Raw genomic sequence first — 25697 nt, 5'->3', positions numbered from 1 at the left:
CCGCTACTTCTCTCCGGCCGACGCTCTGATGCGCGCCACGACGTCCTCTCGACTCACATCGGGGTCGTCGTCGGTGGTGAGACGGCCCATCACGAATTCGAGCAAGTCGAGGTCTTGGAGCAGTTCGAGCGCGTCCATACGTTCGAGGCCAAGCACCTTCCCGAACTCGTAGACGGTCTTGGCGTCGTTGGCGGCGTCGGCGAGTTGGTCGATTGTGACGGACTCGGGGAGGCCGATGCCGTCGGCGAGCGCCTCGGGCGATTCGCCGGCGTCGTTGGCCGGCGTCGGCGCTCGCTCGATAGCCGCCGGCTCGCCGGCGAGCGACGTTTCATACGACGACGGCTCGTGGACGCCTTGGTCTATCATGTACCTGCGGACCGTCTCGTCGGTCACGTCCATCTCGAAGGCGTCGGCCATCCGCTCGAACGTCTCGTACCGCGCGTACACGGCTTCGAGGTACGGCGTGTCTTCGAACGCCGGCACGTTCGGGTTCCGGACGGTCTCGGGTGACTCGGTATCGGCGTCGCCCGTCTCCTTCGGAGCCGTCGGCGTCGAATCGGCCGCAACCGTGACGACGACCGACGGCTCCCCGTCGAGCGAGACGTCCGCGGCATCGACGGCGACGTGTTCGCGACCGCTCGGCAACACGTCGTCGACTTCGAGCGTGAGCCCAATCGTCCCGTCGGAGTCGAGAGAGGTCCCTCGGACTCCGACGCCGGAGCCGCCGCCGGCGCTCGACGAGAGCGCGAACTCGACGTCCGCCGACGCGCCCGTCTCCGTGACCGCCACGGACGACTCTTGGACGCTCGCGGCGTCCGTCCGCTCGCATTCTTCGAGGAATTCGCCCAGTCGCCGAAGCGATGTGCCCACACTCATTGTCCGTCTCGGTCACCACGGACGCGCCGGGACTCCCTGAAAAGCGGTGTGGAATACTGAGTGGATTTATATAGTCCCACAGAATATGCGGCGAAAACTATTAACAAGAATCTGCTGTTCAAACTACTATATCGTGCTCACGAGAAACGTTTTCACCGCGAACGTCGAAACGACTTCGCGTACTTCAACCGATCCGACGCTCTGGTTTGCTCGGTCTCGAACCCCTTGGACTACGAGGTAAAGACACGATGAGTTTGATAACTGTTGCCGACATCGCGCACGACGACCTCGCGCTGACGCCGACGATTCGGTCGGAAGCCGCGAGCGAGATAGACGTCGTCTCGCAGTCCGCGACGGACCCCGAGACCGGCCTGTTCTTCTTCGTCGTGAAGGGCGCGGAGTGCTCGGCGTTCGAAGCGGCGTTAGAAGTCGACCACACAGTCAGCGACTGGCGACTCGTCTCCGAGCGAGACGACGCCGCGGTGTATCGCATCGGACACACGACGGACGCGATTCTCCTCTCGCCTATCGTCACGGAGCTCGGCGGGCTCATGCTCGACGCGTGCAGCAACGACACGGCGGGCTGGCGGGTCCGTCTCCAGCTATCGGACCGCGAGGCGCTCTCGGAGCTGTGGGAGTACTGCGAGGCGAAGGACATCACCTTCGAGCTGAACCGGATGTTCCGACAGGACGGCTGGATGAACGGCGAGCCGAGCAAACTCACCGACGCACAGCGCGACGCGCTGGTCGCCGCCTACGAACACGGGTATTTCGAGGAGCCGCGAGAGGCGGCGTTAGACGACCTCTCGGAGGTACTCGACATCTCGCCGACGGCCGTCAGCGGGCGAATCAGACGGGGGACCGCGGAGCTGGTCGAGTCAATTCTTCTCGACGAGTGACCGGGTGAGCCCCGCAAAAAAGGTGTGGGAGTCAGACGGCGAGGACGTAGTCGTCCTGCGGTTCGTAGATTTCGCCGCTCATCCGCAGGTCGCGGACGGCGTCGAGCGTTTCGCCGATGGCGACGCCGTTGTCTGCGAGCGCCGCGGCGAGTCGCCCGAGCGCGACGCCGTCGGGGTGGTCCTCGCCGAGTTCGATGAGCGCCTCCTTCGCGTCGTCGCTCTCGGCCTCGGCGTCGAACGCGACGCGCTCCCACTCGACGTCGTGGCCGGTGACGTTCGCGTGTCGTCGGTACAGTTCGACGGCGTCGTTCGGCTCCGCGACGGAGACGTGGAGGTCGCACGCCGGGCAGGTGACGACGCCGGCGCGTGGTTTTTCGGCTAGTTTGGCATCCTCGTTTTCAGGCATTGTAAGCGTCCTGTGCGAGGCGGTGCAGTTTGTGGACGGTGTGTTCGTTCGGACCGAGCTGTGCCTGCCCGAGCGCGCCGGACGTGAGTCCCTCGTACTGCCGTTCGACGAGTTCGAAGTCCTCTTCCTGGAGCTGTCGGCTCGTCTGGACGAACTTCTCTTCTTCCTCCGACAGGTCGGAGTCGCGGAAGTAGTAGTCCGCGATGAGCTGGAAGCGCCCCTCGTCGATGGGGTCGATGATGTACGTACCGTAGCCGTCGGCGGTGCCGTACATGTTGACCGTGAAGTTCGGCCAGAAGTAGTAGAACTTGGCCTCGTGCTCGGGATGGATGCGCATCTCGTCGTCGACGTCCTCTTTGTGCTTGTAGTGGAGCACCCAGTGGTAGTCGTTGACTTCGAGTTCGGAGTCCATGAGTTCGAGTCCCCGGACCCAGTCTTGGTGGTTCGCCTGACAGTGGTCGCACTCCGAGTAGTTCCCGCTGAACGTCTTCCAGTTGCACTCGACTTCGGAGACGTAGCGGCGGGCGTGTTCGTACTCGCCGAGCGGCAGGTCTTCGAGTTCGGTCTTCATCGACCCGGCCTGTTCGGCCAGCGAGAGGCTCGGTTCGTCCTCGAAGTTGACGAACACGAGCGGCCCGATGGCGTCCGTGTTGACCTCCATCAGTCCGTTCTCTTCGGGGTCGAGTTCGCCGACGGCGTCGTCGTCGAGGTCCGGGTTCAGGCTCGCCTCCTCGAAGCTCTTGGGGGTGCTCTGGAGCGTCCCGTCGAGTTCGTACGCCCAGAGGTGGTACGGGCAGGTGATTCGATTGAGAGTTCCGGTGTCGGTCATCGGCGTGTCGTCGAGCATCTTCGACCCGCGGTGGGCACAGACGTTGTAGAACGCCCGCACGTCGCCCTCGCCGTCACGGGTGACGATTATCTGCTTGTCACCGATGGTTCGCGTGAAGTAGTCGCCGGCGTCCGGGATATGGGTCTCGTGGCCCGCGTAGACCCAGTACTGACCGAACACTTTCTCCTTTTCCATCTCGTGGACCTCCGGGTCGGTGAAGTACCTCGCCGGCAGCGCGTTCGTTTCCGCGGTGATGTCAGCACTCACCGCACCGATCTCGTCACGATTGTTGTTCCACCGTGTCATGGGAGGAAGAAACACACATCTTTGGAAAAGGGTTCGTCGGGAATAGTGGACCCGTATAAGTGGCGGTGGATAATCGCGGTGGCGCGACGGTTCGGCCGTCAGCGACGCTCTCGACGGGTTTTGAGTCGGACGACGGAAAAAGGGGCTCCGTGATACAGGTCAAGAGTGAAGGGGGGACGTTCCGAACCGACGGACACAATGAGTGTCCGCGACGACCGATACGACGTCGCCGTGGTCGGGGTCGGCGGGATGGGAAGCGCGACCGCGTACCACCTCGCCGACCGCGGCCTCGACGTCGTCGGTCTCGAACGATACGACATTCCCCACTCGCAGGGGTCGTCTCACGGTATCACGCGCATCATCCGGCGCGCGTACTACGAACACCCCTCGTACGTCCCGCTCATCGAACGGGCGTACGACCTCTGGGACGACCTGGCCGACGAGACCGGGCGCGAGGTCATCCACCGAACCGGCTCTATCGACGCCGGGCCGGTCGACAACGACGTGTTCGCCGGCTCGAAGCGTTCCTGTGAGGAACACGACATCCCGCACGAGGTGCTGACCGGTGCGGAAGTCAACGAGCGGTTCCCCGGCTACGAACTCCCCGAGGAGTACCGGGCGGTCTATCAAGAGGACGGCGGGTTCATCGTCCCCGAGCAGGCGATTATCGCGCACACCGAGACGGCGCAGGCGCGGGGTGCCGAGATTCGCGCCCGCGAGCGAGTCGAAGACTGGGCGGAGACGAACGACGGTGGCGTGCGCGTCCGCACCGACCGAGGCGTGTACGTCGCGGACGCGCTCGTGCTCGCCGCGGGCGCGTGGAACTACAAACTCGCCGATGCCCTGGACGGGCTTGCGGTCCCCGAGCGACAGGCGCTCGCGTGGTTCCAACCGGAGTCGCCGTCGACGTTCGCGCCCGAGGAGTTCCCCGTCTGGAACCTCAGCGTCCCCGAGGGTCGGTTCTACGGGTTCCCGGTCCACGACGTGCCGGGCTTCAAACTCGGCAAGTACCACCACCGCGACGAGGAAGTCGACCCCGACGACTTCGACCGCGAGCCGAACCGCGCCGACGAGGCGATACTCCGGGACGTCACGGAGAAGTACTTCCCGGAGGCCGCGGGGCCGACGATGTCGCTCGCGACGTGCATGTTCACGAACTCGCCGGACGAACACTTCATCCTCGACACGCTCCCCGACCACCCGCAGGTCGCCGTCGGGGCCGGCTTTTCGGGACACGGCTTCAAGTTCGCCAGCGTCATCGGCGAAATCCTCGCCGACCTCGCCGTCGACGGCGAAAGCGACCTGCCGCTCGACATGTTCTCGCTCGACAGGTTCGAGTGACGACCGCGGCTTTCGGTTTCACCCCGTCAACCGATTTGAGGATATAACTTTCGCAACGCTCCTCTATTTGCGTATAAATGCCACTATTATCGAAGACTATCGGTTAAGATGTGTAATACCGATGGGTTGGTTGAATCGTGAGGGGTGTGGGCTCGTGTCATAGCTCGAGTGGACGCGTCGGAGCAGGCGCCGACCTCGACGGTGACCGCGGGTGGCCCCACAGCGGGACAACGATATGAGCGTACACGAATTCCAGAGGCGATTCCTAACGGAGGGTGTATCGAATGCCGAATAGCAACGACTCGGCCGACCGGTCTACGAGCGAACTACAGGCGGACCTGTTCTACCCGGAGACCGAGCGCGAACCCGGTGATGGGAACATCCAACGCTGGGGGCTCGACATCCACCCCGTCGTCTTCCCGGCCGCGCTCTTGATAATCGGCGCCTTCGTCGCCGTGACGCTCGTCCTCGGCGAGCAGGCGGCGAGCGTCTACTCGGGCGTCAGGGGTTTTTTCGAGGGTAACTTCGGGTGGTTCTTCCTCCTGTCGGTCAATCTCTTTATCGTCGTCTTGGCATACTTCGCGCTGAGTAAGTACGGCGAGATAACCCTCGGCGGCGTCGAGGCCGAAAAGGAGTTCAGCGACTTCTCGTGGATGGCGATGCTGTTCAGCGCGGGCATGGGTATCGGACTCATGTTCTACAGCGTCGCGGAGCCACTGTACTACTTCACCAACGTCCCCGGCTTCTTCGACGCCGAAGCCGGGTCCGGTGGCGCGGGCATCGCCGCGATGACCCAGACGTTCTTCCATTGGGGGTTCCACCCGTGGGCCATCTACGGCCTCGTCGGACTGGGGCTCGCGTTCTTCTCGTTCAATCGGGGGCTTCCGCTCACCTTCCGGTCGATTTTCTGGCCGCTCCTCGGTGAGCGAATCTACGGCTGGCCGGGCCATCTCATCGACCTCGTGTCGGTGTTCGCGACGCTGTTCGGCCTCGCCACGTCGCTCGGACTCGGCGTCGCACAGATAAACACGGGTCTATCGTACATCCTCGGCGAGAGCATGCTCGGCATCCTGAGCGTTCCGAACAACACCGGGATGCAGATTGGGCTCATCGCCGTGATTACTCTCATCGCCACCGCATCCGTCGCGGCCGGCCTCGAAGACGGCATCCGGCGTCTGAGCACGCTGAACGTCTTTCTGATGTTCGTCTTGTTGTCGTTCGTGCTCGTCGCCGGCGCGACGATGAGTATCTTCGGCGCGTGGGTGCAGGGGCTCGGAAACTACTTCAGCGACTTCCTCTCGTTGGCGTTCTTCACCGGCACGCTCGGCGGCGGTGCGTCCACCGTCAACGGTTGGACGGTGTTCTACTGGGCGTGGTGGATTGCGTGGTCGCCGTTCGTCGGCATGTTCGTCGCGCGCATCTCGAAGGGACGGACGGTCCGCGAGTTCGTCTTCGGCGTGTTCGTCCTGCCGTCACTGTTCTCGACCGTTTGGCTCTCGGCGTTCGGCGGGAGCGCCCTGTTCAACTCGCTTCAGGGCAACGGCGTCGTCCTCGCGACCTACGGCGAGGCCGGACAGACGGTCGCGATGTTCGCGCTCCTCGAACAGTTCCCGTTCAGCGCCGTCTCGGGACTGCTCGCGGTGACGCTCGTAGTGACGTTCTTCGTGACCTCTTCAGACTCGGGGTCGCTCGTCGTCGACCATCTCACGTCGGGCGGCAAACACAATGTTCCGCGGACGCAGCGTATCTTCTGGGCAGTCACGGAGGGCGTCGTCGCGTCGCTTCTCCTCTACGGCGGCGGGCTCGACGCACTCCAGACGGCGGCTATCGCGACGGGATTCCCGTTCGCTATCGTCCTCGTCGTCACGTGCTACACGGTCTATCTCGGCCTCGACAAGGAGTACGAACTCCTGCAGTCCGAGGAGTTCGCCGAGCGGATAGAGAACCTGGGTGACGAAGATATCGACATCGACGTCGGTCGGTCTCGGACGTCGGTCGTGACCAACATCCGAGAGAAATCCGGGACGACGGACGACTGAACGGAAGCACCGAATCGATGACTCTACGCTATCGATGAACGCGCTCGCTGTCGCTTCGGCGGCGTTCGCGGTCTTCCTTTTCGTCGTCGCGCTGTTCGCGATGACTGTCGGTGAGCTACAGGGCGCGGGTCTCGCGTTCCTGAGCGCCAGCCTCGTTATCTACCTCAGAGAGAAGTACCTCGTCGGCGAGTGACGCTCGTCGGCGAGAAATACTCGTTGGCGAGTGACGCTCGTCCGTGGCCAGACCCGGTTCTCGTCACCCCCGGAACTTATACACCTCAGATAGTGGTCCCAGAGAGACATCCGAAGGCCGCGGTCACTACTGTTTGGTATATGAGCACATGGTCTACGTTTCCCGAACGCGCCGGAACGGTCGTCGTCGGGGCCGGCTGTGTCGGCTGTAGTGCGGCGTATCACCTCGCCGAGTCGGGTCGCGACGACGTCGTCGTCCTCGACCGGGGACCGCTGTTCGAGACCGGGGGCTCGACGTCTCACGCGCCCGGACTCGTGTTCCAGACGGCCGGGAACAAGCTGATGACAGAGATGGCGTCGTACACGCGCGACCTCTACGACGGGTTCGGCGACTTCCGGACGTGCGGTGGCATCGAAGTCGCCTACACCGAGGCGCGCTGGGACTTCCTCAAACGCAAGCGCGAGTGGGGGCAGTCGTACGGCATCGACGAGGGCGAACTTCTCACGCCCGAGGAGGTCGAAGCGCGCGTCCCGCAGATAAACTCCGACGTCATCTACGGCGGGTACTACGTCCCGTCGGACGGAAAGGCCGACGCCGTTAGTGCCGCCGAGTCGATGGCGGAGCAGGCACGTGAGGCAGGCGTCGAGTTCTACGGCCACACCGAGGTCACGGACATCGACATCTCCGGCGGCAGTATCGATGCGGTCGATACCGAACACGGCCGAATCGAGGCCGACGAGGTGCTCGTCGCCACGAACATCTGGGGGCCGTTGTTCGGCGAGATGGTCGGCACGGACATCCCGCTCGTGCCCTGCGCACACCAGTATCTCGTCTCCGACGAACTGGACGAACTCGATGGCGCGTCGCGCGAAATCGAACAGCCGCTGCTTCGGCACCAAGACCACTCGCTGTACTACCGACAGCACGGCGAGCGCTACGGTATCGGCTCGTACAACCACGAGTCGCTCCTCGTCGACCCGTCGGACATCTACGGTCCCGACAAGCTCGACGACCTCGGACTCGAATACCCGTCTCTCCGCGAGTTTACGGACGAGCACTTCTACGAGAACACCCACCCGGACCACGACCGGTCGGCGTTCGACGCCGCCAGCGAACTCGTCCCCGGCTTCGCGGACTGTGAGTGGACCTCCGCCATCAACGGGATGTTCTCGTTCACCCCCGACGGCATGCCCATCCTCGGGCCGGACGAGGACACGGAGGGACTCTGGTGGGCGCTCGCCGTCTGGGTCACGCAGTCCGGCGGCGCGGGCGACATCGTCGCCAGCTGGATGGAGGACGGGACGCCGCGGCTCGACGGCTCCCGAGTCAACGCTTCCGGAGCGCACGTCTCCCGGTTCCAGTCTCACACGGGCAGCCGAGAGTACACCTACGGCCGCGGGGCACAACAGTACCGGGAGGTGTACCAGCTCATCCACCCGCGCGAACAGCCGGACGGACAGCGTGCCCTCCGCCGGAGCCCGTTTTACGACCGGCAGGCCGACCTCGGCGCGGAGTTCTACGACAGCGACGGCTGGGAGGTCCCGCAGTGGTACGAGTCCAACGAGACGCTCCTCGAAACGTACGACGTTCCGGACCGCCCCGACTGGCTCTCGCAGAACTGGTCGAAGGTCCACGGCGCGGAACACCAGCACCTCCGCGAGAAGGTCGGCATGGTCGATATGACGACCTTCACGCCCATCGAAGTGACGGGACCGGGTGCGCTGGAGTTCCTGCAGGGGCTCCTGACGAACGATGTGGACGTCACCCCGGGCCGGATGCGCTACTCGGCGATGCTCAACGAAGACGGCGGCGTGCTCGCCGACCTGACGGTCGCCCGTCTCGACGACGACCGGTTCGTGCTGTTCACCGGGGGCGGAAGCTCGGCGACGCTCCACTCGCGGTGGGTCAAAGAACACGCGCCCGACGACGGCTCCGTCGACGTGACCGCGCACGTCTCCAGTCGGACCGGTATCGGCGTCTTCGGGCCCGACTCCCGGAAGGTGCTTTCGGACCTCGTCGAGGCCGACCTCTCGAACGACGAATTCCCGTTCTACTCCGCACAGGAGACCTATCTCGGGAGCATCCCCGTGACGATGCTTCGACTCTCGTACGCCGGCGAACTCGGTTGGGAGATTTACGCCCCGACCGAGTACGGGTGCCAGCTCTGGGACGCGATTCGGGAGGCCGGCGAGGAGTACGACATCGCTCCCGTCGGCTGGGCCGCGCTCGACTCGACGAGTATGGAGAAGGGGTACCGTCTCTGGGGGACGGACCTCACGCCCGAACACAACCCGTACGAGGCCGGCATCGGCTTCGCGGTCGACCTCGACACGGACTTCGTCGGGAAGGCGGCGCTCGTGGAAGACAAAAACGACGACAGCCCGAGCGACCGCATCGTCCCGATAACGCTCGACGAGGAGGAGGCCGTCGTCGACGCGGGCCACCCGGTGTTCGCCGACGGCGACGTCGTCGGTTACTGCTGTCGGGCGGATTACGGCTACACTATCGACGCCGGCATCGCGTACGCCTACCTCCCCGAACAGTACGCCAGCGCGGGACAGGAAGTCGAAATCCGGTACGAAGGTGACGCCTACTCCGCGACGGTCCGGTCAGGGCCGCTCTTCGACCCCGGCCGCGACAAGATAATTCGGTGAGGGGCGATTCGCGGCGCGTCACCGCCTCCGATTCCCTCTGAATCGTTGGCTCCGTCGAGGCCCTCCGTCGCTGCTACCTTATTGTGGCCGTGCTGACGTCGGTGTGCGAGGAACTCACACTCGTAGTGTTACACTACTCTAGCGCTGTCACGGTCGGTGCGCTCCCGCTGTATGTCGCACGTGTTCTGTTTGGCGCTAAGAGGTTTGACAGAGTCGGATTCTCCGAATTATTCAGAACCTTCGTCGTCGACGCCGCGCTGTTCGAGGACGCGCTCGACGATTTCTTCGGGGTGTTCGGTCGCCACGCCGAGCGCGGCGTTGTGGAGTTCGCTCTTCGTGACGCTCTTGAGTCCGTGGTCGCGGGTCAGTTCGCGCTCCACGTCGTAGGTGATGATGTCGTCGAACTCGTCGGCGACCGCTTCGAGCACGTACAGCGCCTTGTGGACGGTCTCGTCGAACTCGAAGGCGGGGCGCTCGCGGGGGTCGATTTCGTCGAGCGGTTCCGATTCTGGCTCCACTTCCGATTCGGCCGCGTCGTTGGCGTCAGCACCCTCGGGCTCCGGTTCGGATTCGGGTTCCGACGCGGACTCCCCGCTCCCCATCGCGGCGTCGAGGTCGCCGAAGGGGTCTTCGCTCATCGGGCCACCTCGCCTTCTTCGACGATCTGCGCGAGTTCGTCGTAGCACGCCAACTGGTCGCAGGTGCTGTCGTAGTCCCGAAGCGGCATGTGCTCTCGAATCGACGCGTCGATGGCCGAGCGGTGCCGAATTCCGGGCTTCGGCAGGTCGTCGTCCCACTCGCCGTCGTCGATGGCCTCGAACACCTCCGGGTCGGTGTACGCGAAGTTCGGGAGCTTCGACGCGATGTTCGGCTTCGAGACGAGCGCCTCCACGAGCCGTCTCGTCGGGCGGTCGTGGTCGATTCGGTCCCGCAGGTCGGTCGGGACGACCGCGAGGATTTCGAGGTCGAAGTGCTCCCGCGCGGGCGTGATAAGCCGCTTGACCGTCTTTTCGAGCCCCGAGAGCGCACCCGACTCGGGGCGCATCGGCAAGACGAGGTTCTGCGTGGCGTACAGCGCGTTGTCGTTGAGTTTCCCGCGCGCCGCGGGGCAGTCCACGACGACGTAGTCGTAGTCGTCGCCGAGAAGCGGGTCGATGACGCGCTGTTTGAGCCGCGCCGACCCCATCATCACGCCGCCGAGGTCCGACTCGACCTGCTCGATGCGGTCGTTCGACGGGAGGAGGTCGATTTCGAACCCGGTCTCCAAGATGAGCTCCCGCGGCTCCAACTCGGCGTCGTCGAGGAGCACGTCGCCGAGGTGCGCTTCCGAGTAGAACTCCTCGCCGAATCCGAGCCCCGTCGTGGTGTGTCCGTTCGGGTCGAGGTCCACGAGCAGTACGTCGCTGCCCCGGTGTGCGAGCTCGCGGGCGAGGTTGATGGAGGTCGTCGACTTGCCGATACCGCCTTTGAGGAGACAGACGCTGACTGCACGTGACATGATGGGGATATCCGTGATAGCGAGATTCTCGGCGCAGTTGAAATAATTATGGTTACTCCGACTCTTTGGACAACTCAAATTATCTAAATAATCCAAATTATTCATTCTGGGGGTTGTATCGACTCGATTCGCGCTCTCCCCCCGACTGGCGGCCCGAATTGTCGCCGGCAGTAGCTATTTGGACCCGTTGTGTGCAGGTACGTTCGTGATAGATTGGTTGCCCGGTCGAGGGCTGCGCGCCCCCGAACTCTCGTCGCAGACGGTGACGCTCGCGGTCGCCGCCGCCTTGCTCCTCGCGGTCGTCGGCCTCCACCCCGTCTCCGTCCTTCCGGTTCGGTCGCAGTACGCGCTTTCGGTTTTCGTCGTCGCGCTCCTGCTTTGGTTGACGAAGCCGGTTCCGTACGCGATTTCGAGTCTGGCCTGCGTCTCCCTGTTGTACGCTCTCGGCGTCGTGGACTCCTTCGAGGCCGCGGTGAGCGGCTTCACCTCCTCGCTCGTCTACTTCCTCCTCGTGTTGTTACTCCTCGGCAACGCGGTCCGGTCGGTGGGGTTGGACACCCAGTTAGCGAACCGACTGCTGTCCCCGGACAGCACCCCTCGCGGGGCGTTTCGTTCCATCGCGCGGAACGTCCTCGTGCTGGCGCTGTTCATGCCGTCGGCGATGGCCCGCGCGGTCGCGTTCATCCCCATCGTCGAGGAGGTAACCGAGGAGTTCGACCTCCCGTCGGGAAGCGGGTTCGAGCGCGCGACGTTCCTCCTCTTGGGTCACATCAACCCCATCGCGTCGATGGCGCTCATGACCGGCGGCGGGATGGCGCTCGTCACCTCGGGCATCCTCGCGACGAGCGTCCGCCCGCTCTCGTGGGTCGAGTGGGCTGTCTTGATGGTCCCACCCACGGTGGCGCTCTACGTACTGGCCGCCGCGGCTGCCGGTCTCCTCAACACCGTCGACGCCGACTCGACTGTCGACCCCGGCACGTCGGGGATTGCGGATGCGTCCGCCGACGGCGAGTTGACCCGCGAACAGGGACTCGTCGCGGCGGTGATGGCCGGGACCGTCCTCGCGTGGGTCGTTGGGTCGTTCGCCGGACTTCCCGAGATTCTCCCGGCGGTCGCCGCGGTCTCCGTCCTCGCGCTTCCGGGAGTCGACGTTATCGACGCCGACGACGTCAAGGGACTCAGTTGGGGCGTCCTCTTTCTCATCGGCGCGACGCTGTCGATTCTGGACGCCCTGGAAGCGACCCAAACTATCGCGCTCGTCGTCGACCTCCTCGCGCGGTTCGTCCCGTTCGAGGCGTTCAGTCACTGGCAACTCGTCGGACTGCTCCTCGGGTTCGCGGTCACCGTTCGCGTGCTGTTTTCGACCGGGTCGGCCGCCATCGTGGTGATTCTCCCCATCGTGCTGCGATTCGCGGAGACGTTCGGCGTGACGCGGCTCTATCTCGGACTCGCGGTCCTCCTCGTGGTGGGGTCGACGACGATTCTCCCGTTCAACACGACTGCCGTCCTCGTCTCGCTAGACCGCGGACCGCTGACGAATCGGGACGTGACGCTGTTCGGGTTCGTGACGATGGGCCTGTCGCTCGTCGTCGTGACCCTCTCGTGGCTCTTTTATTGGCCGCTCGTCGCCTGAGTCGGCGACCGGCGCACCGACCCGTCCGCGCGAATCCAGGTTTCGGTGACGCCCCCCGTTGCGACAACCACCGGGCTATTTGTAGGTGAGCGGTATCTGCCCGGTACGGGTGAGTTCGCATCTTACGTGTTGAGTTTACGACGGCCCCGACCGGCGTCATGTCGAAGATAGACCGCCGTCTGCGAGACGCCCGGAGCATCGAGTTGGACAACGCGTTTTACGTCGAGGACGGGACGTGGATCGAGTCGCTCACCATCGCCTCGAACGCCCCCTTCGACGTGGAGTCCCTCCTCGCCGACATCTCGGGCGTGACCGTCTTCTACGACGAGGAGATTCCGACCGCCTCAACCGACGTGCAGATATGTCGAGTGACGATTCTCGCCAACGAGTCGTACCCGTTCATCCTCGGACTGGTTCTCAGACAGGAGACGATTCCGAACCGCATCGTCCTCCAAGACGGCGTCTTCGAGGTCGTCGCCACCGCCCAGGACTGGGACCACTTCAGGGAACTCGCCGACGAGATTCAGGAGACGCTCGGGGAGTTCGAACTCCGCTCCGTGACGCAGGACGAAGCCCCGGGTGAACCGCTCGACAGCGGCCGATTAAAGGAGGTGTTAATCTCTAAGCTGACCGACGACCAACTCGCGGTTCTGGAGACGGCATTCAACCACGGCTACTTCCACATTCCGCGGGAGACCTCTGAGACCGAACTCGCCGAGGAACTGGGTATCGCTCAGTCCACGCTGAGCGAACGACTCCGGACCGCGGAGCGAAATCTGCTCGAACTCATCTACGGTCCGCGACAGGAGTAGCTCATCCCTTGTTGGAGAATATTGCCGCATCTCGGCGACCGAGTATATAAAGAACGATAGATATCGGGGCGTATCGGGAACAGCACCATGGAAGATACTCCATAACAGGCTGTCGCAATGTCGGAGAAAAATCGTGATAGTTCGGGTGTCGAACGTGGAACTGGCCTTACGCGACGCGACTACGTGGCGGCGACTGCGACCGCCCTCGGCGTGACCGGACTCGCCGGGTGTACCGGTGGCGGCGACGGAAGCGGCGGGAGCGACGGCGGGTCGAGTCTCACCCCCGAGGTCCCGTCCGGAACCCCGGAGACGGTCGAGACGAAGTACTGGCGCGAGTGGGAGACCATCGACGCCGACGAACCGCCGCTCGACTACAGCGCGACCGCCGGCGCGGTGTTGGACCCCGTCCCGGTCGAATTTTCGAGCGAGGACGACCCGTGGATGCGGGAACACGCGCTCATGGTCCAGCGCGGGCTTGACGCCCTCGGCGTCGGGACGCAACTCAACGACCGACCGCTGAACCAACTGTACGCCCAGAGTTGGGACACGAAGGGGCTCGAAGCAATCATCTCGATGAGTACCCACGGTCCGGACCCGCAACGCGGGCTGGACCCGAACCCGCTTTTGATGCGGCGGAGCGAGACGAGCCTCTCGAACTACGACAACTACTACCACCCCGACCTGCAGGAGGTGCTGACGGAACAGAGTCAGACGACCGACCGACCCGAGCGCGAGGAGCTCGTCGCCGAGGCGCAGCGCATCTTCAGCGAGGACGTGGGCGCGCTCATCACGCTGTTCCCCGATATCATCACCGCGGTCAACACGGAGCGCTGGAGCGGCTACGTCCAGACGCCGGGCAACGGGCCGACGAAGGACTCGTTCGTCTGGTCGGAGGTGAACCTGCAACCCCAGACCGACGACCGGACCTACATCAAGGGCGTGACCACCTCGATGAACTCGCTGAACCTCCCGTGGGCCGCCGGCGGCGCGGAGGCGAAGCGGCTGACGTTCATCTACGACGGCCTCTTCGACGCCACGCCGGACCTCGAAGTCGTCCCCGCGCTGGCGACCGGCGGCGGGTTCGTCGACGACACCACCGTCGAACTCACTCTTCGCGAGGGCGTCGAGTGGCACGACGGCGAGCCGTTCACCGCGGAGGACGTGAAGTTCACCGTCGAACTGTACAAGGAACACTCCTCGACCAGTCAGACGCCGTTCTACGAACCGGTCGAGTCGGTCGAGGTGCTCGGCGACCACGAGGTTCGGTTCAATCTGAAGGGCCCCGACGCGGCGTTCATGACCCAGCGCGTCGTTCGCAGCGTCATCATCCCCAAGCACAAGTGGGAGGACGTGGAGAACCCGTCCCAGCACAACCCCGAGTCGCCCGTTGGCACGGGGCCGTTCACGTACGAGAACTGGGAGCAGGGAACCCGCTTCGAGGTCTCGAAAAACGAGGGCCACTGGATGTTCGACGACGACTGGCGGGCAGACGTGCTCGGCGACCAGGCCACGACCGGCGAGGGCGTCGACCGCGTCATCTGGATAAACGTCGGCAACATCGACTCCATGATCGGCTCGCTGCAGGGCGGCGAAATCGACGCCATCGGCACGACGCTCTCGAACTCGCAGGCCGACCGCGCCGCGAGCACCGCCGGCGTCGAAAAGATGACCTCGGGCAACTTCGCGCCGCTCGACACGAAGCTGATGTTCTCCTGTCCGCTCGTTCGCGACAAGGAGTTCCGCGTCGCTCTCGCCAAGTCGATAGATACCGAGGGCTTCGCTGCCGACGTGCTGCAGGACCGCGCGACCGTCCCGAGCGGGGAGAACCCGATTTCGGACCTCACGCCGTGGCACACGTCGGATACCACCCACTACGAGTTCGACATCGACGGAGCGAAATCGCTCCTCGAACAGGCCGGCTACACGCGGGACGACGACGGCAACCTCCGGTTCCCCAACGGGGACGCGTGGGCCGCCTTCGTCGAGCGTATTCAGCCCGGGAACATGCACAAGCGCCGCGACGAGCTCGGACAGGCGGACTTCTCGTGAGGTGACACGCATGTCGAACACTACCCACTCGTGGCGTTGGGGGGTCCGACCGTGAGCGAGTTCCAGCGGTTTCTCGCAAAGCGGCTCGCCATCTCCATCGTGCTCACCCTCGTGGCCGTCTCGGTCATCTTCGTCGTCTTGCGGTTGCTCCCGGGGAGTCCGTTCGAATCCCTCGTCACCGCGGGCAACCTGAGCCAGCAGCAAATCACCGAGATTCGAGCGATGTACGGCCTCGACCAGCCGATGTGGCGGCAGTACCTCAGCTACCTCCAGAGCATCCTGCTGTTCCAGTTCGGCTACTCCATCCTGCGGAGCCAGCCCGTCTGGGGGGTACTGGCCCCGCGGCTCGTCAACACGCTCATCCTGCTCGTCCCCGCGTTAGTGACGACGGCGGTCCTGAGTTCCCTGCTCGGGATGTACGTCGGCTGGAACCGCGGGAGCAAACTGGAGAAGCTCAGCATCATCGCCACGACGTTCCTCCGGTCGACGCCGGTGTTCATCACGGGCATCCTGTTCGTCATCATCTTCGCGTACAACCTCGAACTGGTGCCCGCATTCGGGATGCGCTCTATCAGCGCCTCGCCGGAGGGCTACGTCGAGACGTTCGCCTCGCTCGACTTCCTGCACCACTACATCCTGCCGTTTACGGTGTCGGTGCTGTACTACAGCGGCGACTTCCTGCTGTTGGCACGCAACGGCGTCGTCGAAAAGCGGGGCTCTGAGTTCCTCAAGCTCCACCGCGCGAAGGGGCTCTCGGAGATGCAGCAGCTCGCGCGGGCGGGTCGGAACTCCATGCTGCCGATTCTGACCTACTTCGCGCTGCGTCTCGGGATGATTTTCCAGGGACTCATCCTGCTCGAAGTCGTCTTCGGCTGGCCCGGAATCGGCCGCGAACTCGTGCTCGCCATCCAACAGCAGGACTACCCGCTGGTGCAGGCCGCCGTCTTCATCATGGCGCTCGCGGTCATCGTGGCGAACCTCGTCGCCGACGTGCTGTACGCCTACTTCGACCCGACCGTCTCGACCAGCGGAGGTGGTGCCGCGTGAGCACCGAGACGAAGCCCGAAGCCGAACTGAAAAAGCGCGTCGAGGGGGTCGCGGAGACGCTCCGCGACCAGTTCACGTTCCTGCGACGCGACCGCCTCGCGTTCGCCGGCGTCCTCATCGTCGCGGCGTTCGTCTTCCTCGGTCTCCTCGGCCCCGCGCTCGCCCCGCACGACCCCATCGAGCACACCGTCCGCGACGACGCCGGCTCGATGCTGCGGCTGTCCGAACCGACCGGCGCGGCTCCGTTCGGGACGACCGCCTACGGCAAAGACGTCCTGAGCCAGTTCCTCGCCGGCGCGCAACCGACGTTCATCGTCGGCCTGTTCGGCGGCATCGGGACCGGTGCGCTCGGCTTTCTCGTGGGACTCGTCAGCGGGTACTACGGCGGCTGGGTCGACGAGGTTCTCATGCGTCTCACGGACCTCACGTTCTCGCTGCCGTTCACGCCGATGGCGCTGTTACTCCTGACGTTCGTGACGCCGAGCGTCTGGCTCATGACGGGCATCATCGTCGCGTTCCTCTGGAAGATGCCCGCGCGCGTCGTCCGCTCCGAGGTCCTCTCCGTCAGAGAGCGCACCTTCGTGAAGTCGGCGCGCGCCAGCGGCGCGAGCGACTTGCGGACGATGCTCTACCACGTCGCGCCGAACGTGCTCCCCATCGGCTTTCTCTACACGGCCTACGGCATCGCGTGGGCCATCGCCGCGCAGGCCAGCCTGGCGTTCCTCGGATTCGGCGACCCGACCGTCACGAGTTGGGGCCGGATGCTCCGACAGGTGTTCGAATCGGGCAACATGCGCGTCGCTTGGTGGTGGGTGCTCCCGCCCGCACTCGGCATCGCAGCCATCACCACCTCGGTGTTCCTCATCGGCCGCGCCTACGAAGAAGTCATCAACCCGGAGATTCAGACCGAACAATGAGCCTCCTCGACATCACAGACCTCACGGTCACGTACTCGACCGACAGCGGAACCGTCCACGCCGTCAACGACGTGTCGTTCAGCATCGACGAGGGCGTCAACTACGGCCTCGCCGGCGAATCCGGCTCGGGGAAATCGACGCTCGCCGAGGCGGTTCTCGGTCTCCTCCCCAGCAACGGCTCCGTCGAATCCGGCAGCATCGAATTCCAGGGCCGCGACCTGACCGGCCTCAGCGAGCGCGAGCGTCGCGACGTGCTCTGGGAGGACATCGCCTACATCCCCCAGAGCGCGATGGACTCGCTCGACCCGGTGATGTCCACCGGCGCGCAGATTCGGCAGGCGATTCAGACCCACCGGAACGTCACCGACGACAAGGCGCGTTCGCGGGTCCGAGAGCTGTTCGAAATCGTCGGACTCGACCCCGACCGAATCGACGACTACCCCCACGAGTTCTCTGGGGGGATGCGCCAGCGCGTGACCATCGCGATGGCGCTCGCGCTCGAACCGGACCTCATCATCGCCGACGAGCCGACCACGGGGCTCGACGTCATCGTTCAGGACAAGATTATCGACAAGATTCTGGAGATACAGGACCGGATGGACAGCTCGTTGCTGCTCATCACCCACGAAATCGGCGTCATCGCCGAGACGTGCGACGAGCTTTCGATCCTCTACGGCGGAAAAGCCATGGAACAGGGAAGCGTCGACAACGTCCTCGTGAACCCCACGAACCCGTACACGATGGGGCTGAAGAACTCCTTCCCGGAGATAGAGGAGGGCGACCAAGACCCCGTCTCGATTCCGGGGTCACCGCCGAACCTGAGCGAGGAACCCAGCGCGTGCGTCTTCAAGGACCGGTGTCCGTTCGCGACCGAGGAATGCGAGGCGTCCCATCCGGACCTCGTCGACCTGCCGAACCGTAACCACCGCTCGGCGTGCCACCACGTCACCAAAGCCGCCCAGATGCGGCGCGACGCCACCGACCCGGAGACGTGGGGCATCCCCGACAGTCACGACGAATCGGACCGCGGCGAGGTGCTCCTCGAAACCGACGGTCTCGAGAAGTACTACGAGCAGAGCCAGCGGCTCTTGGAGCAACTCAGGGGGAACGACCCGAACTACGTCCGCGCCGTCGACGGCGTTTCCCTGCGCGTCCGGCGGTCCGAAATCCTCGGCATCGCCGGCGAGTCCGGCTGTGGGAAGTCGACGCTCGGCGAGACCATCGCGCTCCTGAAACAGCCGACCGGCGGCGAGTTCGTCTTCGACGGCGAGCCCTACGAGCACTACGCGGACGGGAACATGCGCGAGTTCCGCCGGAAGGTTCAGATAATATTTCAGGACCCCTTCGACTCGCTCAACCCGAGACAGACGGTTCGGCAGTTGGTCGGCGAACCGCTCACTATCCACGACTACCGGACCGACGAGCGCGAACGGGCCATCATCGAGACGTTGGAGAAAGTCGGGCTCACGCCCGCGCGGAAGTTCCTCGACCAGTACCCGCACCAGCTATCGGGGGGCCAACGTCAGCGCGTCGCGGTGGCCAAGGCGCTCGTTCTCGACCCCGACTTCCTCATCTGCGACGAGCCGGCGTCGATGCTCGACGTGTCGCTGAAGGTGAACCTGCTGAACCTCCTGCGTGAACTCGCGGACACCGAGGACATCGGCATCGTCTACATCTCCCACGACCTCGCCAGTCTGGTGCAGGTGTCGGACCGTCTCGCGATTATGTACCTCGGTCGGGTCATCGAGGAGGGAGACGTCGAGTCCATCGCGGCCGAGCCGAAACACCCGTACACCACCTCGCTCCTCGCGGCCGCTCCCGAGAAGGACCCGACGGTCGACCGCGACCGCGTTCTGCTCGACGGCGAGCCACCGAATCCGGTCGACCTCCCGTCGGGCTGCGTCTTCGCTCCGCGGTGCCCGAAGGCGGAAGACGCGTGTCGCGAGAGCGAGCCCGGACTCGATACCGTCCGAAGCGGCGAGCACCGCGCCGCATGCTACTTCCCGGACGGGGAGACCCCCGCCGCAGACGACCTCGCCGACGACCGCTCGGACTCTCAATACGGGGACCCTGAGTTCTCGCCGCCGGCCAGCGGCGACTCGGCCAGCGACTGACGCCGCCCTTCGACTCTCCTCGCTTCGTCCTTTGGCGACCTCCCGGTAGTCCCATGTCCCGGTTCAAGGTTCGACTGGCGCATTAAAATTGTATGAGAAAAACAATAGTGGCGGGAGGTATATTGGGAATGCTATCAAAAAATTGAATTTATTTGCCTATTTTGGTTTATTTTGTGTGTTATAGTCTATACACCCGACTATTTATTCAAACTATTGCGGATATTATATTCTGAATATTTATTTTCCAATAGTTAGATTGGGCAAGAAATTTGATTATGGCCACAGTTAGGGGATTGTGGCCGATGTGTCTTTCTTCGCCTGAATCTAATATTGTGTTTAATATACTATATTAGTTCTCGGTCTGGGTTGCGGTCGACCGGAACCCCCCTTACGCCAACTCCGAGATATCGAACACCGGCTTGCACGTCCCGCCCTCGATGAACGTCTCGAAGGCCTCGTCGGCTTCGAGCAGCGAAAACCGGGTGTCGACGAACGTCTCGCAGTCCACGTCGCCGTCACGAATCAGCCGGAAGGAGCGCTCGAAGTCCTCGTACATGGACGCGTACGAGCACTGCAGGTCGATTTCGGCCCGGACGAGCGGGGAGTAGGGCATTGAGGTCTCACCGGTCTGACCGACGAGGACGATTTGGCCGCCCTTGCGGACCTCTTCGACGGCCGTCGTGAGCCCCGAGGGGTGGCCGGTCGTGTCGAACACCACGTCGTAGCCGACGCCGCCGGTGTGTCGCTCGCGGCGCGCCTCGGTGTCGTCGTCGGCGACGTTGACGGTCTCGAAGCCGAGTTCCTCCGCGAGCGGGAGCCGATAGTCGGCGTCCTGTCCCACGCCGGAGACGACGACGGTGCCGCCCTGTGCGGCCGCGACTTGGGCCGTGAGCAGACCGATCGGACCGGGTCCTTCGACCAGCACGCGGTCGCCCGCGCCGACGCGAGAGTTCTCGATGACGGCGCGTGCGGCGATGCTCGTGGGTTCGGCGACCGCGGCGTGTCGCTGTTCCACGTCGTCCGGAATCGGATGGAGGGCGCGTTCCGGGACGGCGATGAACCGCTCGTAAGCGCCGTCGTGGTCGACGCCCGTGATGACCGCGTCCTGGCAGACGTTCTCCTCGCCGATGCGACATTGATAGCACTCGCCGCAGCCCCGAATCGGCCGTTCGACCACGCGGTCGCCGACGCCGAACTCAGTCACGCCGTCGCCGACTTCGACCACGCGCCCGGCGTACTCGTGGCCGATGACGGTCGGGAGCTCCATCCGTTCGAAGGCGGATTCGAACTCGTAGATGCCCGCGTCACTCCCGCAGAGGCCGGCGTAGTCGACCTCTACGAGCACCTCTCCGGCGTCCGGTTCCGGTTTCTGTCGCTCGACGAACTCCATAGCGCCGGAGCTACGCTCCACTTTGGCAAGTCCTCGCATGAGAGCACATGTGGCACGGGTCGGTAAAAACGTATTGCATGCGGCACTCCCATCGCGCGTTCCGCAACTATCATGTCGGCACCGTGCGGACTGGAACCATGGTCGCATACGAGCACACGCCAGTCTCCGTCAGTGACAAGCGCGCTGTCGTCGTCGGCGGGACAAGCGGCATCGGACAGGCAATCGCTCTCGGATTCGCCAGCGAGGGGGCGGACGTACTCGCAACCAGCCGACGCCAGTCGGCGGTCGACGAGACGGCCGACGCCATCGAGGAGTTGGGCGCGAACGCGGTTCGGGAGACGTGCGACGTGACCGACCCGTCCTCGCTCGAACGCGTCCGCGAGCGCGCCGTCGAGGAGTTCGGCGGTATCGACGTGGTCGTCGCCTCGCAGGGCGCGATCTCCCGCGACTCGGTCCGCGACATCGACGACGACGCCTGGGACCACGTCACCGACATCGCGCTCGGGGGCGTCCGCCGCGTCACGCAGGCGATGGCCCCGGCCGTCGCCGACGGCGGGTCGATTATCAACATCTCCTCTCTGGCCGCGCGGCTCTCGATGGCGAACCTCCCCGCCTACTCGGCGGCGAAGGGCGGCGTCGAGGCGTTCACCCGCGCGTCGGCGAAGGAGCTCGCGCCCGAGATACGCGTCAACGCCATCGCGCCGGGATTCGTCATCACGCCACAGAACGCCGACACCTACGCCGAAGGGACCGAAAAACGCACGCGAATCGACGAGCGAACGCCGCTCGGCCGAGTCGCGGAGCGAGAGGAAATCGTCGGCGCGGCGGTCTACCTCGCGAGCGACGCGTCTTCGTTCGTGACCGGTGAAATCGTCACCGTCGACGGCGGGTTCGCCGACAGCGCGTTCTGACGCGACCCTCCGTATCTTCTTCCGCACGTCGTCATCCCGTCGCCGGCCGAGAGGGTTCTCTCGAACATCCGTACTGTCTTCGACGCGCGGTCACCGCCGGTTCCGAAGGGCGACTCGATAGGTGTTCTGTAATGGAGAATGCAGTCTACGGCGCGGAATCACGCTCGGTCTCGCATCATGTCTCTCCTCGGTGCTCGCCCAATCCGGTCGCTTTCGCCGGCCTCCGCCCTTCTGCATTACAAGCGTACCTGTGTAATCTGGGCCGCGACCGTCCAGCGTCAAGCGCTTGCGTTGTGAACATTCCCGGTCGATATCGACGACCTATCGTTCTGTGATAGAGAACTTGTTGATTCGGCCGCCCCCGGGCCGAAGATACGCTGAATGTCAACGATACGCACGCAAAGACGGACTATCTCTCCTGTCTCTGGCAGACGTGTCTCTTCGGGGAGGCGGCAGACCGTGAGAACACGTCCGAAACGGCCGAAATCATGAACGTCGAACGTTCCGTCTCTCTGCGCCCGTGTTCTGACCATGAGAACAACCCTGTCGGATGCCAGCACGACGGTTCCGAGCCCTTGGCGGCCACGTCGCGGCCGCCGTTCGGCGGTCGGCTCCTCGTCGCTCGGATACGATCTCCTCTCGAACTCGCTCTCGTCCCGCGATTCCGCGCCGTCCGCCACCAGTTGGTGTCCACGTCGGGACGTACTTTTATAACAATAGATGGTAATGGGGATACTGAATGCAGTACCACCAGCTTGAGGTGTCGGGAGAGCGCTGTCTCACGGCAACTCGCGACTCCACGACGTACGACCTCACGAGCGCCGACGAGGACCTCCGGACGTTCGGGGATTTGGCTCGGGTGGCCGGTATCGCCCGAATCCCAATCGACCGACTCGCCGCTGAACTCACCGAAAACGCCGACGTCGTCGACCAAGAGTTCGTCGACCAGCACACGACCGTCCCAGTTGACGCCGAAGAAGTCTGGGCGGCGGGCGTCACCTACCAGATCAGCGAGCAGGCGCGCGAAGAAGAGAGTTCCATGCCGGACATGTACTACGACGTGTACGATGCCGACCGGCCGGAGATTTTCTTCAAAGCCACCCCCTCTCGGACCGTCGAACCGGGCGACGCCATCGGCGTCAGAGACGACTCCCAGTGGGACGTCCCCGAACCCGAACTCGGTATCGTCCTGCGGCGTGGCGAAATCGTCGGCTACACCGTCGGCAACGACGTGAGCAGTCGGTCGATCGAGGGCGAAAACCCGCTGTACCTGCCGCAGGCGAAGGTCTACGACCGCTGTTGTTCGCTCGGCCCGTGCGTGGTCACGCCCGATGACATCGACGACCCTCACGAGTTAGAGATGAGCATGACTATCGAGCGCGACGGCGAGGTCGTCTACGACGACGCCACGAACACCAGCGAGATGGTCCGCAGTTGCGAGGAACTCGTGTCGTACTTCACGCGCCACAACACGGTCCCCGAACTGGCGGTCATCCTCACCGGTACCTCGCTCGTCCCCGAACAGCCGTTCGACCTCCAAGAAGGCGACCGCGTCGACATCACCGTCGAAGATATCGGCACTCTCTCGAACGGCGTCACCACCGTATGACACCCACGCCCACCGATATCACAGAGGAGTTCACGCGCCGCGACTGGCAGGGCGACGACGTGACGGGAACCGTTAGGCTCGCCATGATCGGCCTCGGCTGGTGGACCCGCGACGAGGCGATTCCCGCGGTCGAGGAGTCCGAGTTCTGCGAGACGACGGTCGTCGTCAGTAGCTCGAAGGAGAAAGCCGAGGGCGCGAGAGAGCTGGCCGGGTCGATAACCCACGGGCTCACCTACGACGAGTTCCACGAGGGCGTCGCGGCCGACGCCTACGACGCGGTGTACGTCGTCACGCCGAATGGATTACATCTCCCGTACGTCGAGACCGCCGCCGAGTTGGGGAAGGCCGTCCTCTGCGAGAAACCGCTCGAAGCGTCGGTCGAGCGGGCCGAGAAACTCGTCGCCGCCTGCGACCGCGCCGACGTGCCCCTGATGGTCGCCTATCGGATGCAGACCGAACCGGCCGTCCGACGCGCCCGCGAACTCGTCGAAGCCGGCGTCGTCGGCGACCCGGTGTTCGTCCACGGGCACATGTCCCAGCGCCTGCTGGACGAAGTCGTCCCCGACCCCGACCAGTGGCGACTCGACCCAGAACTCTCCGGCGGCGCGACCGTCATGGACATCGGGCTCTACCCGCTGAACACCGCCCGGTTCGTCCTCGACGCCGACCCCGTCCGCGTCAGGGCGCGCGCCCGAGTCGACGACGAGGCGTTCGAGGCCGTCGGCGACGAACACGTCAGCTTCGGCGTCGACTTCGACGACGGCACGCTCGCGGTCTGCACCGCCAGCCAGTCGGCCTACCAGTCGAGCCACCTCCGGGTGACCGGCACCGAGGGAGAACTCGAAATCGAGCCTGCGTTCTACAACCGACAGAAGCGCGGCTTCCGGCTGTCGTGGGGGGACCAGTCAGCCGACTACGACTTCGAGCAGGTGAACCAGATGACCGAGGAGTTCGACTACTTCGCGTCCCGCCTCCTGACGGAGACCGACCCCGACCCCGACGGCGACCACGCGCTCGTTGACATGCGCGCGATGGATGCGATTTACGCCGCGGCGGAGCGCGGCACCGACGTCCCGGTCGACACCGACGTCGACTCCGCCTCCGACGAGGCGTAAGCCCCGATTCGACGCGTTTTCGCCCGGAGTTTTATTATCGGGGTCGCCGCACCTCCCCGCATGCAGTTTGGTATCCTCGGCACCGCAGGTATCGGCATCGAATCGGTGATTCCGGCGATTCAGGCGAGCGACCACGCGGCGGCCGCCATCGCGTCCCGCGACGAGACGCGGGCGAGCGCGGTCGCCGACGAGGTCGGCATTCCCACCGCGTACGGCAGTTACGAGGCGCTGTTGGCCGACGACTCCCTCGACGCGGTCTACATCCCACTTCCCAACAGCCTCCACGCCGACTGGGTTCGGGCGGCCGCCGACCACGGTCTGCACGTGCTCTGCGAGAAGCCGCTGACCGCCAGCGCCGACGAGACGGCCGCCGTCTTCGACTACTGCGAGGACTCGGGCGTCACGCTGATGGAGGGGTTCATGTATCGCTTCCACCCGCGGACCGAGCGGGCCGCGGAACTCGTCGCCTCGGAACTCGGCGAGGTCGTCTCGGTCACGTCGAACTTCTCGTTCCGGCTGCCCGACGGGGCGGAGAACATCCGCATCGAGCCCGAACTCGCGGGCGGGAGCGTCATGGACGTCGGCTGTTACGCCATCAGCGCGGCGCGACTCTTCCTCGGGACGCCCGACCGGGTGTACGCGACCACGACCGACACGCGCGACTGCGGCGTCGACACGCGGATGTCGGGCGTCTTGGAGTACGACTCCGGCGCGACCGCCCGGGTCGAGTCATCGTTCGATACGCCCGAGACGCAGTACTACCGCGTCCAGACCACCGACGGTTGGCTGGAGGCGAAGACCGCGTTCAACATCGAGCCGACGGCGTCCGCCGAACTCACCTATGCGACCGACGGCCGCGTCGTCACCGAGACGTTCGACCCGATAGATAACTACCGACGCGAGGTCGAGGCGTTCGCCCGCGCCGTCGAGACCGGCGAGACGCCGCGAATCGACCGCGAGGAGTCCGTCGACCTCATGCGGACCATCGACGCGGTTTACGAGAGCGCCGACACCGGGCGCGCGGTCGACCTGAACTGACCGCCCGCGGGCGGTGTCCGC

Annotated in this window: 22 protein-coding genes; 15 read left to right on the top strand and 7 right to left on the bottom strand. The window is 64.6% G+C overall.

Features of this window, described 5'->3' with window-relative positions; all coding sequences use genetic code 11:
* Positions 1-3: 3 nt before the first annotated feature.
* Complete coding sequence (locus C5C07_RS16830; RefSeq protein WP_049913725.1) at positions 4-876, bottom strand: hypothetical protein; 873 nt, start codon at positions 874-876, stop codon at positions 4-6.
* A 248-nt stretch (positions 877-1124) separates the two neighbouring features.
* Here C5C07_RS16830 and C5C07_RS16825 point away from each other — a divergent pair, with 248 nt between their 5' ends.
* The gene (locus C5C07_RS16825) at positions 1125-1775 is read left to right on the top strand and encodes a helix-turn-helix domain-containing protein (protein ID WP_008097082.1); all 651 of its coding nucleotides are present in this window, start codon (positions 1125-1127) and stop codon (positions 1773-1775) included.
* A gap of 31 nt (positions 1776-1806) precedes the next feature.
* Here C5C07_RS16825 and C5C07_RS16820 read toward each other — a convergent pair whose 3' ends face one another.
* Together C5C07_RS16820 and C5C07_RS16815 are read right to left on the bottom strand one after the other, a co-directional pair.
* Complete coding sequence (locus C5C07_RS16820) at positions 1807-2181, bottom strand: hypothetical protein (RefSeq protein ID WP_115805615.1); 375 nt, start codon at positions 2179-2181, stop codon at positions 1807-1809.
* Positions 2174-3316, bottom strand: a complete 1143-nt coding sequence (locus C5C07_RS16815; RefSeq protein ID WP_115805614.1) for an aromatic ring-hydroxylating dioxygenase subunit alpha — start codon at positions 3314-3316, stop codon at positions 2174-2176. The genes C5C07_RS16820 and C5C07_RS16815 overlap by 8 nt, the downstream gene beginning before the upstream one ends.
* A gap of 198 nt (positions 3317-3514) precedes the next feature.
* Here C5C07_RS16815 and solA point away from each other — a divergent pair, with 198 nt between their 5' ends.
* The 4 genes from solA to C5C07_RS16800 all read left to right on the top strand — a co-directional run bounded on the left by solA (position 3515) and on the right by C5C07_RS16800 (position 9543).
* Positions 3515-4657: an N-methyl-L-tryptophan oxidase gene (gene solA / locus C5C07_RS16810; RefSeq protein WP_115805613.1), complete on the top strand. Its 1143-nt coding sequence runs from the start codon at positions 3515-3517 to the stop codon at positions 4655-4657.
* A gap of 284 nt (positions 4658-4941) precedes the next feature.
* On the top strand, positions 4942-6696 hold the full coding sequence (locus C5C07_RS16805) for a BCCT family transporter (protein ID WP_008097076.1): 1755 nt from the start codon (positions 4942-4944) through the stop codon (positions 6694-6696).
* Between the two features lie 34 nt (positions 6697-6730).
* Positions 6731-6889, top strand: a complete 159-nt coding sequence (locus C5C07_RS21790) for a hypothetical protein (RefSeq protein WP_008097074.1) — start codon at positions 6731-6733, stop codon at positions 6887-6889.
* Between the two features lie 140 nt (positions 6890-7029).
* The gene (locus C5C07_RS16800; RefSeq protein WP_008097072.1) at positions 7030-9543 is read left to right on the top strand and encodes an FAD-dependent oxidoreductase; all 2514 of its coding nucleotides are present in this window, start codon (positions 7030-7032) and stop codon (positions 9541-9543) included.
* Positions 9544-9770: 227 nt separating this feature from the next.
* On the opposite strand, the gene C5C07_RS16795 is transcribed toward C5C07_RS16800, so the two are convergent.
* Positions 9771-10181, bottom strand: a complete 411-nt coding sequence (locus C5C07_RS16795) for a hypothetical protein (protein WP_115805612.1) — start codon at positions 10179-10181, stop codon at positions 9771-9773.
* A complete protein-coding gene (locus C5C07_RS16790; protein WP_004972235.1) occupies positions 10178-11041 on the bottom strand; it encodes a ParA family protein in 864 nt (287 codons plus the stop codon). The genes C5C07_RS16795 and C5C07_RS16790 overlap by 4 nt, the downstream gene beginning before the upstream one ends.
* 262 nt (positions 11042-11303) lie before the next feature.
* Here C5C07_RS16790 and C5C07_RS16785 point away from each other — a divergent pair, with 262 nt between their 5' ends.
* From C5C07_RS16785 to C5C07_RS16760, 6 genes are all read left to right on the top strand, one after another.
* Complete coding sequence (locus C5C07_RS16785; RefSeq protein ID WP_008097067.1) at positions 11304-12674, top strand: SLC13 family permease; 1371 nt, start codon at positions 11304-11306, stop codon at positions 12672-12674.
* Positions 12675-12832: 158 nt separating this feature from the next.
* Positions 12833-13486: a helix-turn-helix domain-containing protein gene (locus C5C07_RS16780; protein ID WP_199522754.1), complete on the top strand. Its 654-nt coding sequence runs from the start codon at positions 12833-12835 to the stop codon at positions 13484-13486.
* 183 nt (positions 13487-13669) lie between these two features.
* A complete protein-coding gene (locus C5C07_RS16775; protein ID WP_115805610.1) occupies positions 13670-15535 on the top strand; it encodes an ABC transporter substrate-binding protein in 1866 nt (621 codons plus the stop codon).
* Positions 15536-15586: 51 nt separating this feature from the next.
* Positions 15587-16582 carry an ABC transporter permease gene (locus C5C07_RS16770; RefSeq protein WP_049913740.1) on the top strand — a complete coding sequence of 332 codons (996 nt, stop codon included), beginning with the start codon at positions 15587-15589 and terminating at the stop codon, positions 16580-16582.
* Positions 16579-17499, top strand: coding sequence for an ABC transporter permease (locus C5C07_RS16765; RefSeq protein ID WP_004041131.1), 921 nt, complete (start codon positions 16579-16581; stop codon positions 17497-17499). Before C5C07_RS16770 ends, C5C07_RS16765 begins: the two co-directional genes overlap by 4 nt.
* Positions 17496-19613: an ABC transporter ATP-binding protein gene (locus tag C5C07_RS16760; protein ID WP_115805609.1), complete on the top strand. Its 2118-nt coding sequence runs from the start codon at positions 17496-17498 to the stop codon at positions 19611-19613. The genes C5C07_RS16765 and C5C07_RS16760 overlap by 4 nt, the downstream gene beginning before the upstream one ends.
* A gap of 388 nt (positions 19614-20001) precedes the next feature.
* Here C5C07_RS16760 and C5C07_RS16755 read toward each other — a convergent pair whose 3' ends face one another.
* On the bottom strand, positions 20002-21042 hold the full coding sequence (locus C5C07_RS16755; protein ID WP_008097059.1) for a zinc-binding dehydrogenase: 1041 nt from the start codon (positions 21040-21042) through the stop codon (positions 20002-20004).
* A 98-nt stretch (positions 21043-21140) separates the two neighbouring features.
* On the opposite strand from C5C07_RS16755, the gene C5C07_RS16750 reads away from it, so the two are divergent.
* Positions 21141-21914: an SDR family NAD(P)-dependent oxidoreductase gene (locus C5C07_RS16750; protein WP_049968738.1), complete on the top strand. Its 774-nt coding sequence runs from the start codon at positions 21141-21143 to the stop codon at positions 21912-21914.
* Between the two features lie 278 nt (positions 21915-22192).
* Here C5C07_RS16750 and C5C07_RS21130 read toward each other — a convergent pair whose 3' ends face one another.
* On the bottom strand, positions 22193-22594 hold the full coding sequence (locus C5C07_RS21130; RefSeq protein ID WP_147302035.1) for a hypothetical protein: 402 nt from the start codon (positions 22592-22594) through the stop codon (positions 22193-22195).
* Between the two features lie 59 nt (positions 22595-22653).
* Between C5C07_RS21130 and C5C07_RS16745 the strand changes: the two genes are divergently transcribed.
* Genes C5C07_RS16745 through C5C07_RS16735 form a run of 3 tightly spaced genes read left to right on the top strand, consistent with a single transcriptional unit; the run spans position 22654 to position 25676 of the window.
* Positions 22654-23523, top strand: a complete 870-nt coding sequence (locus C5C07_RS16745) for a fumarylacetoacetate hydrolase family protein (RefSeq protein ID WP_115805608.1) — start codon at positions 22654-22656, stop codon at positions 23521-23523.
* Entirely contained in the window at positions 23520-24638 is a 1119-nt protein-coding gene (gene gfo6 / locus C5C07_RS16740) for a D-xylose 1-dehydrogenase Gfo6 (RefSeq protein ID WP_115805607.1), read from the top strand. The genes C5C07_RS16745 and gfo6 overlap by 4 nt, the downstream gene beginning before the upstream one ends.
* Positions 24639-24698: 60 nt before the next feature.
* Positions 24699-25676, top strand: coding sequence for a D-xylose 1-dehydrogenase (locus C5C07_RS16735; RefSeq protein ID WP_049968735.1), 978 nt, complete (start codon positions 24699-24701; stop codon positions 25674-25676).
* The last annotated feature ends 21 nt before the right edge of the window (positions 25677-25697 follow it).

Origin of the sequence: Haloferax sp. Atlit-4N (genome assembly GCF_003383025.1) — an archaeon.
GTDB classification, from domain to species: domain Archaea; phylum Halobacteriota; class Halobacteria; order Halobacteriales; family Haloferacaceae; genus Haloferax; species Haloferax gibbonsii.
The sequence above is the reverse complement of the archived record's forward strand: the minus strand, read 5'-3'. Positions and strand labels throughout refer to the sequence as shown.

Bases quoted from the DNA above. Each gene is read 5' to 3' on its own strand.
- C5C07_RS16830 (WP_049913725.1), bottom strand. From the start codon at position 876: ATGAGTGTGGGCACATCGCTTCGGCGACTGGGCGAATTCCTCGAAGAA.
- C5C07_RS16760 (WP_115805609.1), top strand. From the start codon at position 17,496: ATGAGCCTCCTCGACATCACAGACCTCACGGTCACGTACTCGACCGAC.
- gfo6 (WP_115805607.1), top strand. From the start codon at position 23,520: ATGACACCCACGCCCACCGATATCACAGAGGAGTTCACGCGCCGCGAC.
- C5C07_RS16790 (WP_004972235.1), bottom strand. From the start codon at position 11,041: ATGTCACGTGCAGTCAGCGTCTGTCTCCTCAAAGGCGGTATCGGCAAG.
- C5C07_RS16795 (WP_115805612.1), bottom strand. From the start codon at position 10,181: ATGAGCGAAGACCCCTTCGGCGACCTCGACGCCGCGATGGGGAGCGGG.
- C5C07_RS16755 (WP_008097059.1), bottom strand. From the start codon at position 21,042: ATGCGAGGACTTGCCAAAGTGGAGCGTAGCTCCGGCGCTATGGAGTTC.
- C5C07_RS16820 (WP_115805615.1), bottom strand. From the start codon at position 2,181: ATGCCTGAAAACGAGGATGCCAAACTAGCCGAAAAACCACGCGCCGGC.
- C5C07_RS16780 (WP_199522754.1), top strand. From the start codon at position 12,833: ATGTCGAAGATAGACCGCCGTCTGCGAGACGCCCGGAGCATCGAGTTG.
- C5C07_RS21790 (WP_008097074.1), top strand. From the start codon at position 6,731: ATGAACGCGCTCGCTGTCGCTTCGGCGGCGTTCGCGGTCTTCCTTTTC.
- C5C07_RS16815 (WP_115805614.1), bottom strand. From the start codon at position 3,316: ATGACACGGTGGAACAACAATCGTGACGAGATCGGTGCGGTGAGTGCT.
- C5C07_RS16805 (WP_008097076.1), top strand. From the start codon at position 4,942: ATGCCGAATAGCAACGACTCGGCCGACCGGTCTACGAGCGAACTACAG.
- C5C07_RS16745 (WP_115805608.1), top strand. From the start codon at position 22,654: ATGCAGTACCACCAGCTTGAGGTGTCGGGAGAGCGCTGTCTCACGGCA.
- C5C07_RS16735 (WP_049968735.1), top strand. From the start codon at position 24,699: ATGCAGTTTGGTATCCTCGGCACCGCAGGTATCGGCATCGAATCGGTG.
- C5C07_RS16825 (WP_008097082.1), top strand. From the start codon at position 1,125: ATGAGTTTGATAACTGTTGCCGACATCGCGCACGACGACCTCGCGCTG.
- C5C07_RS16750 (WP_049968738.1), top strand. From the start codon at position 21,141: ATGGTCGCATACGAGCACACGCCAGTCTCCGTCAGTGACAAGCGCGCT.
- C5C07_RS16800 (WP_008097072.1), top strand. From the start codon at position 7,030: ATGAGCACATGGTCTACGTTTCCCGAACGCGCCGGAACGGTCGTCGTC.
- solA (WP_115805613.1), top strand. From the start codon at position 3,515: ATGAGTGTCCGCGACGACCGATACGACGTCGCCGTGGTCGGGGTCGGC.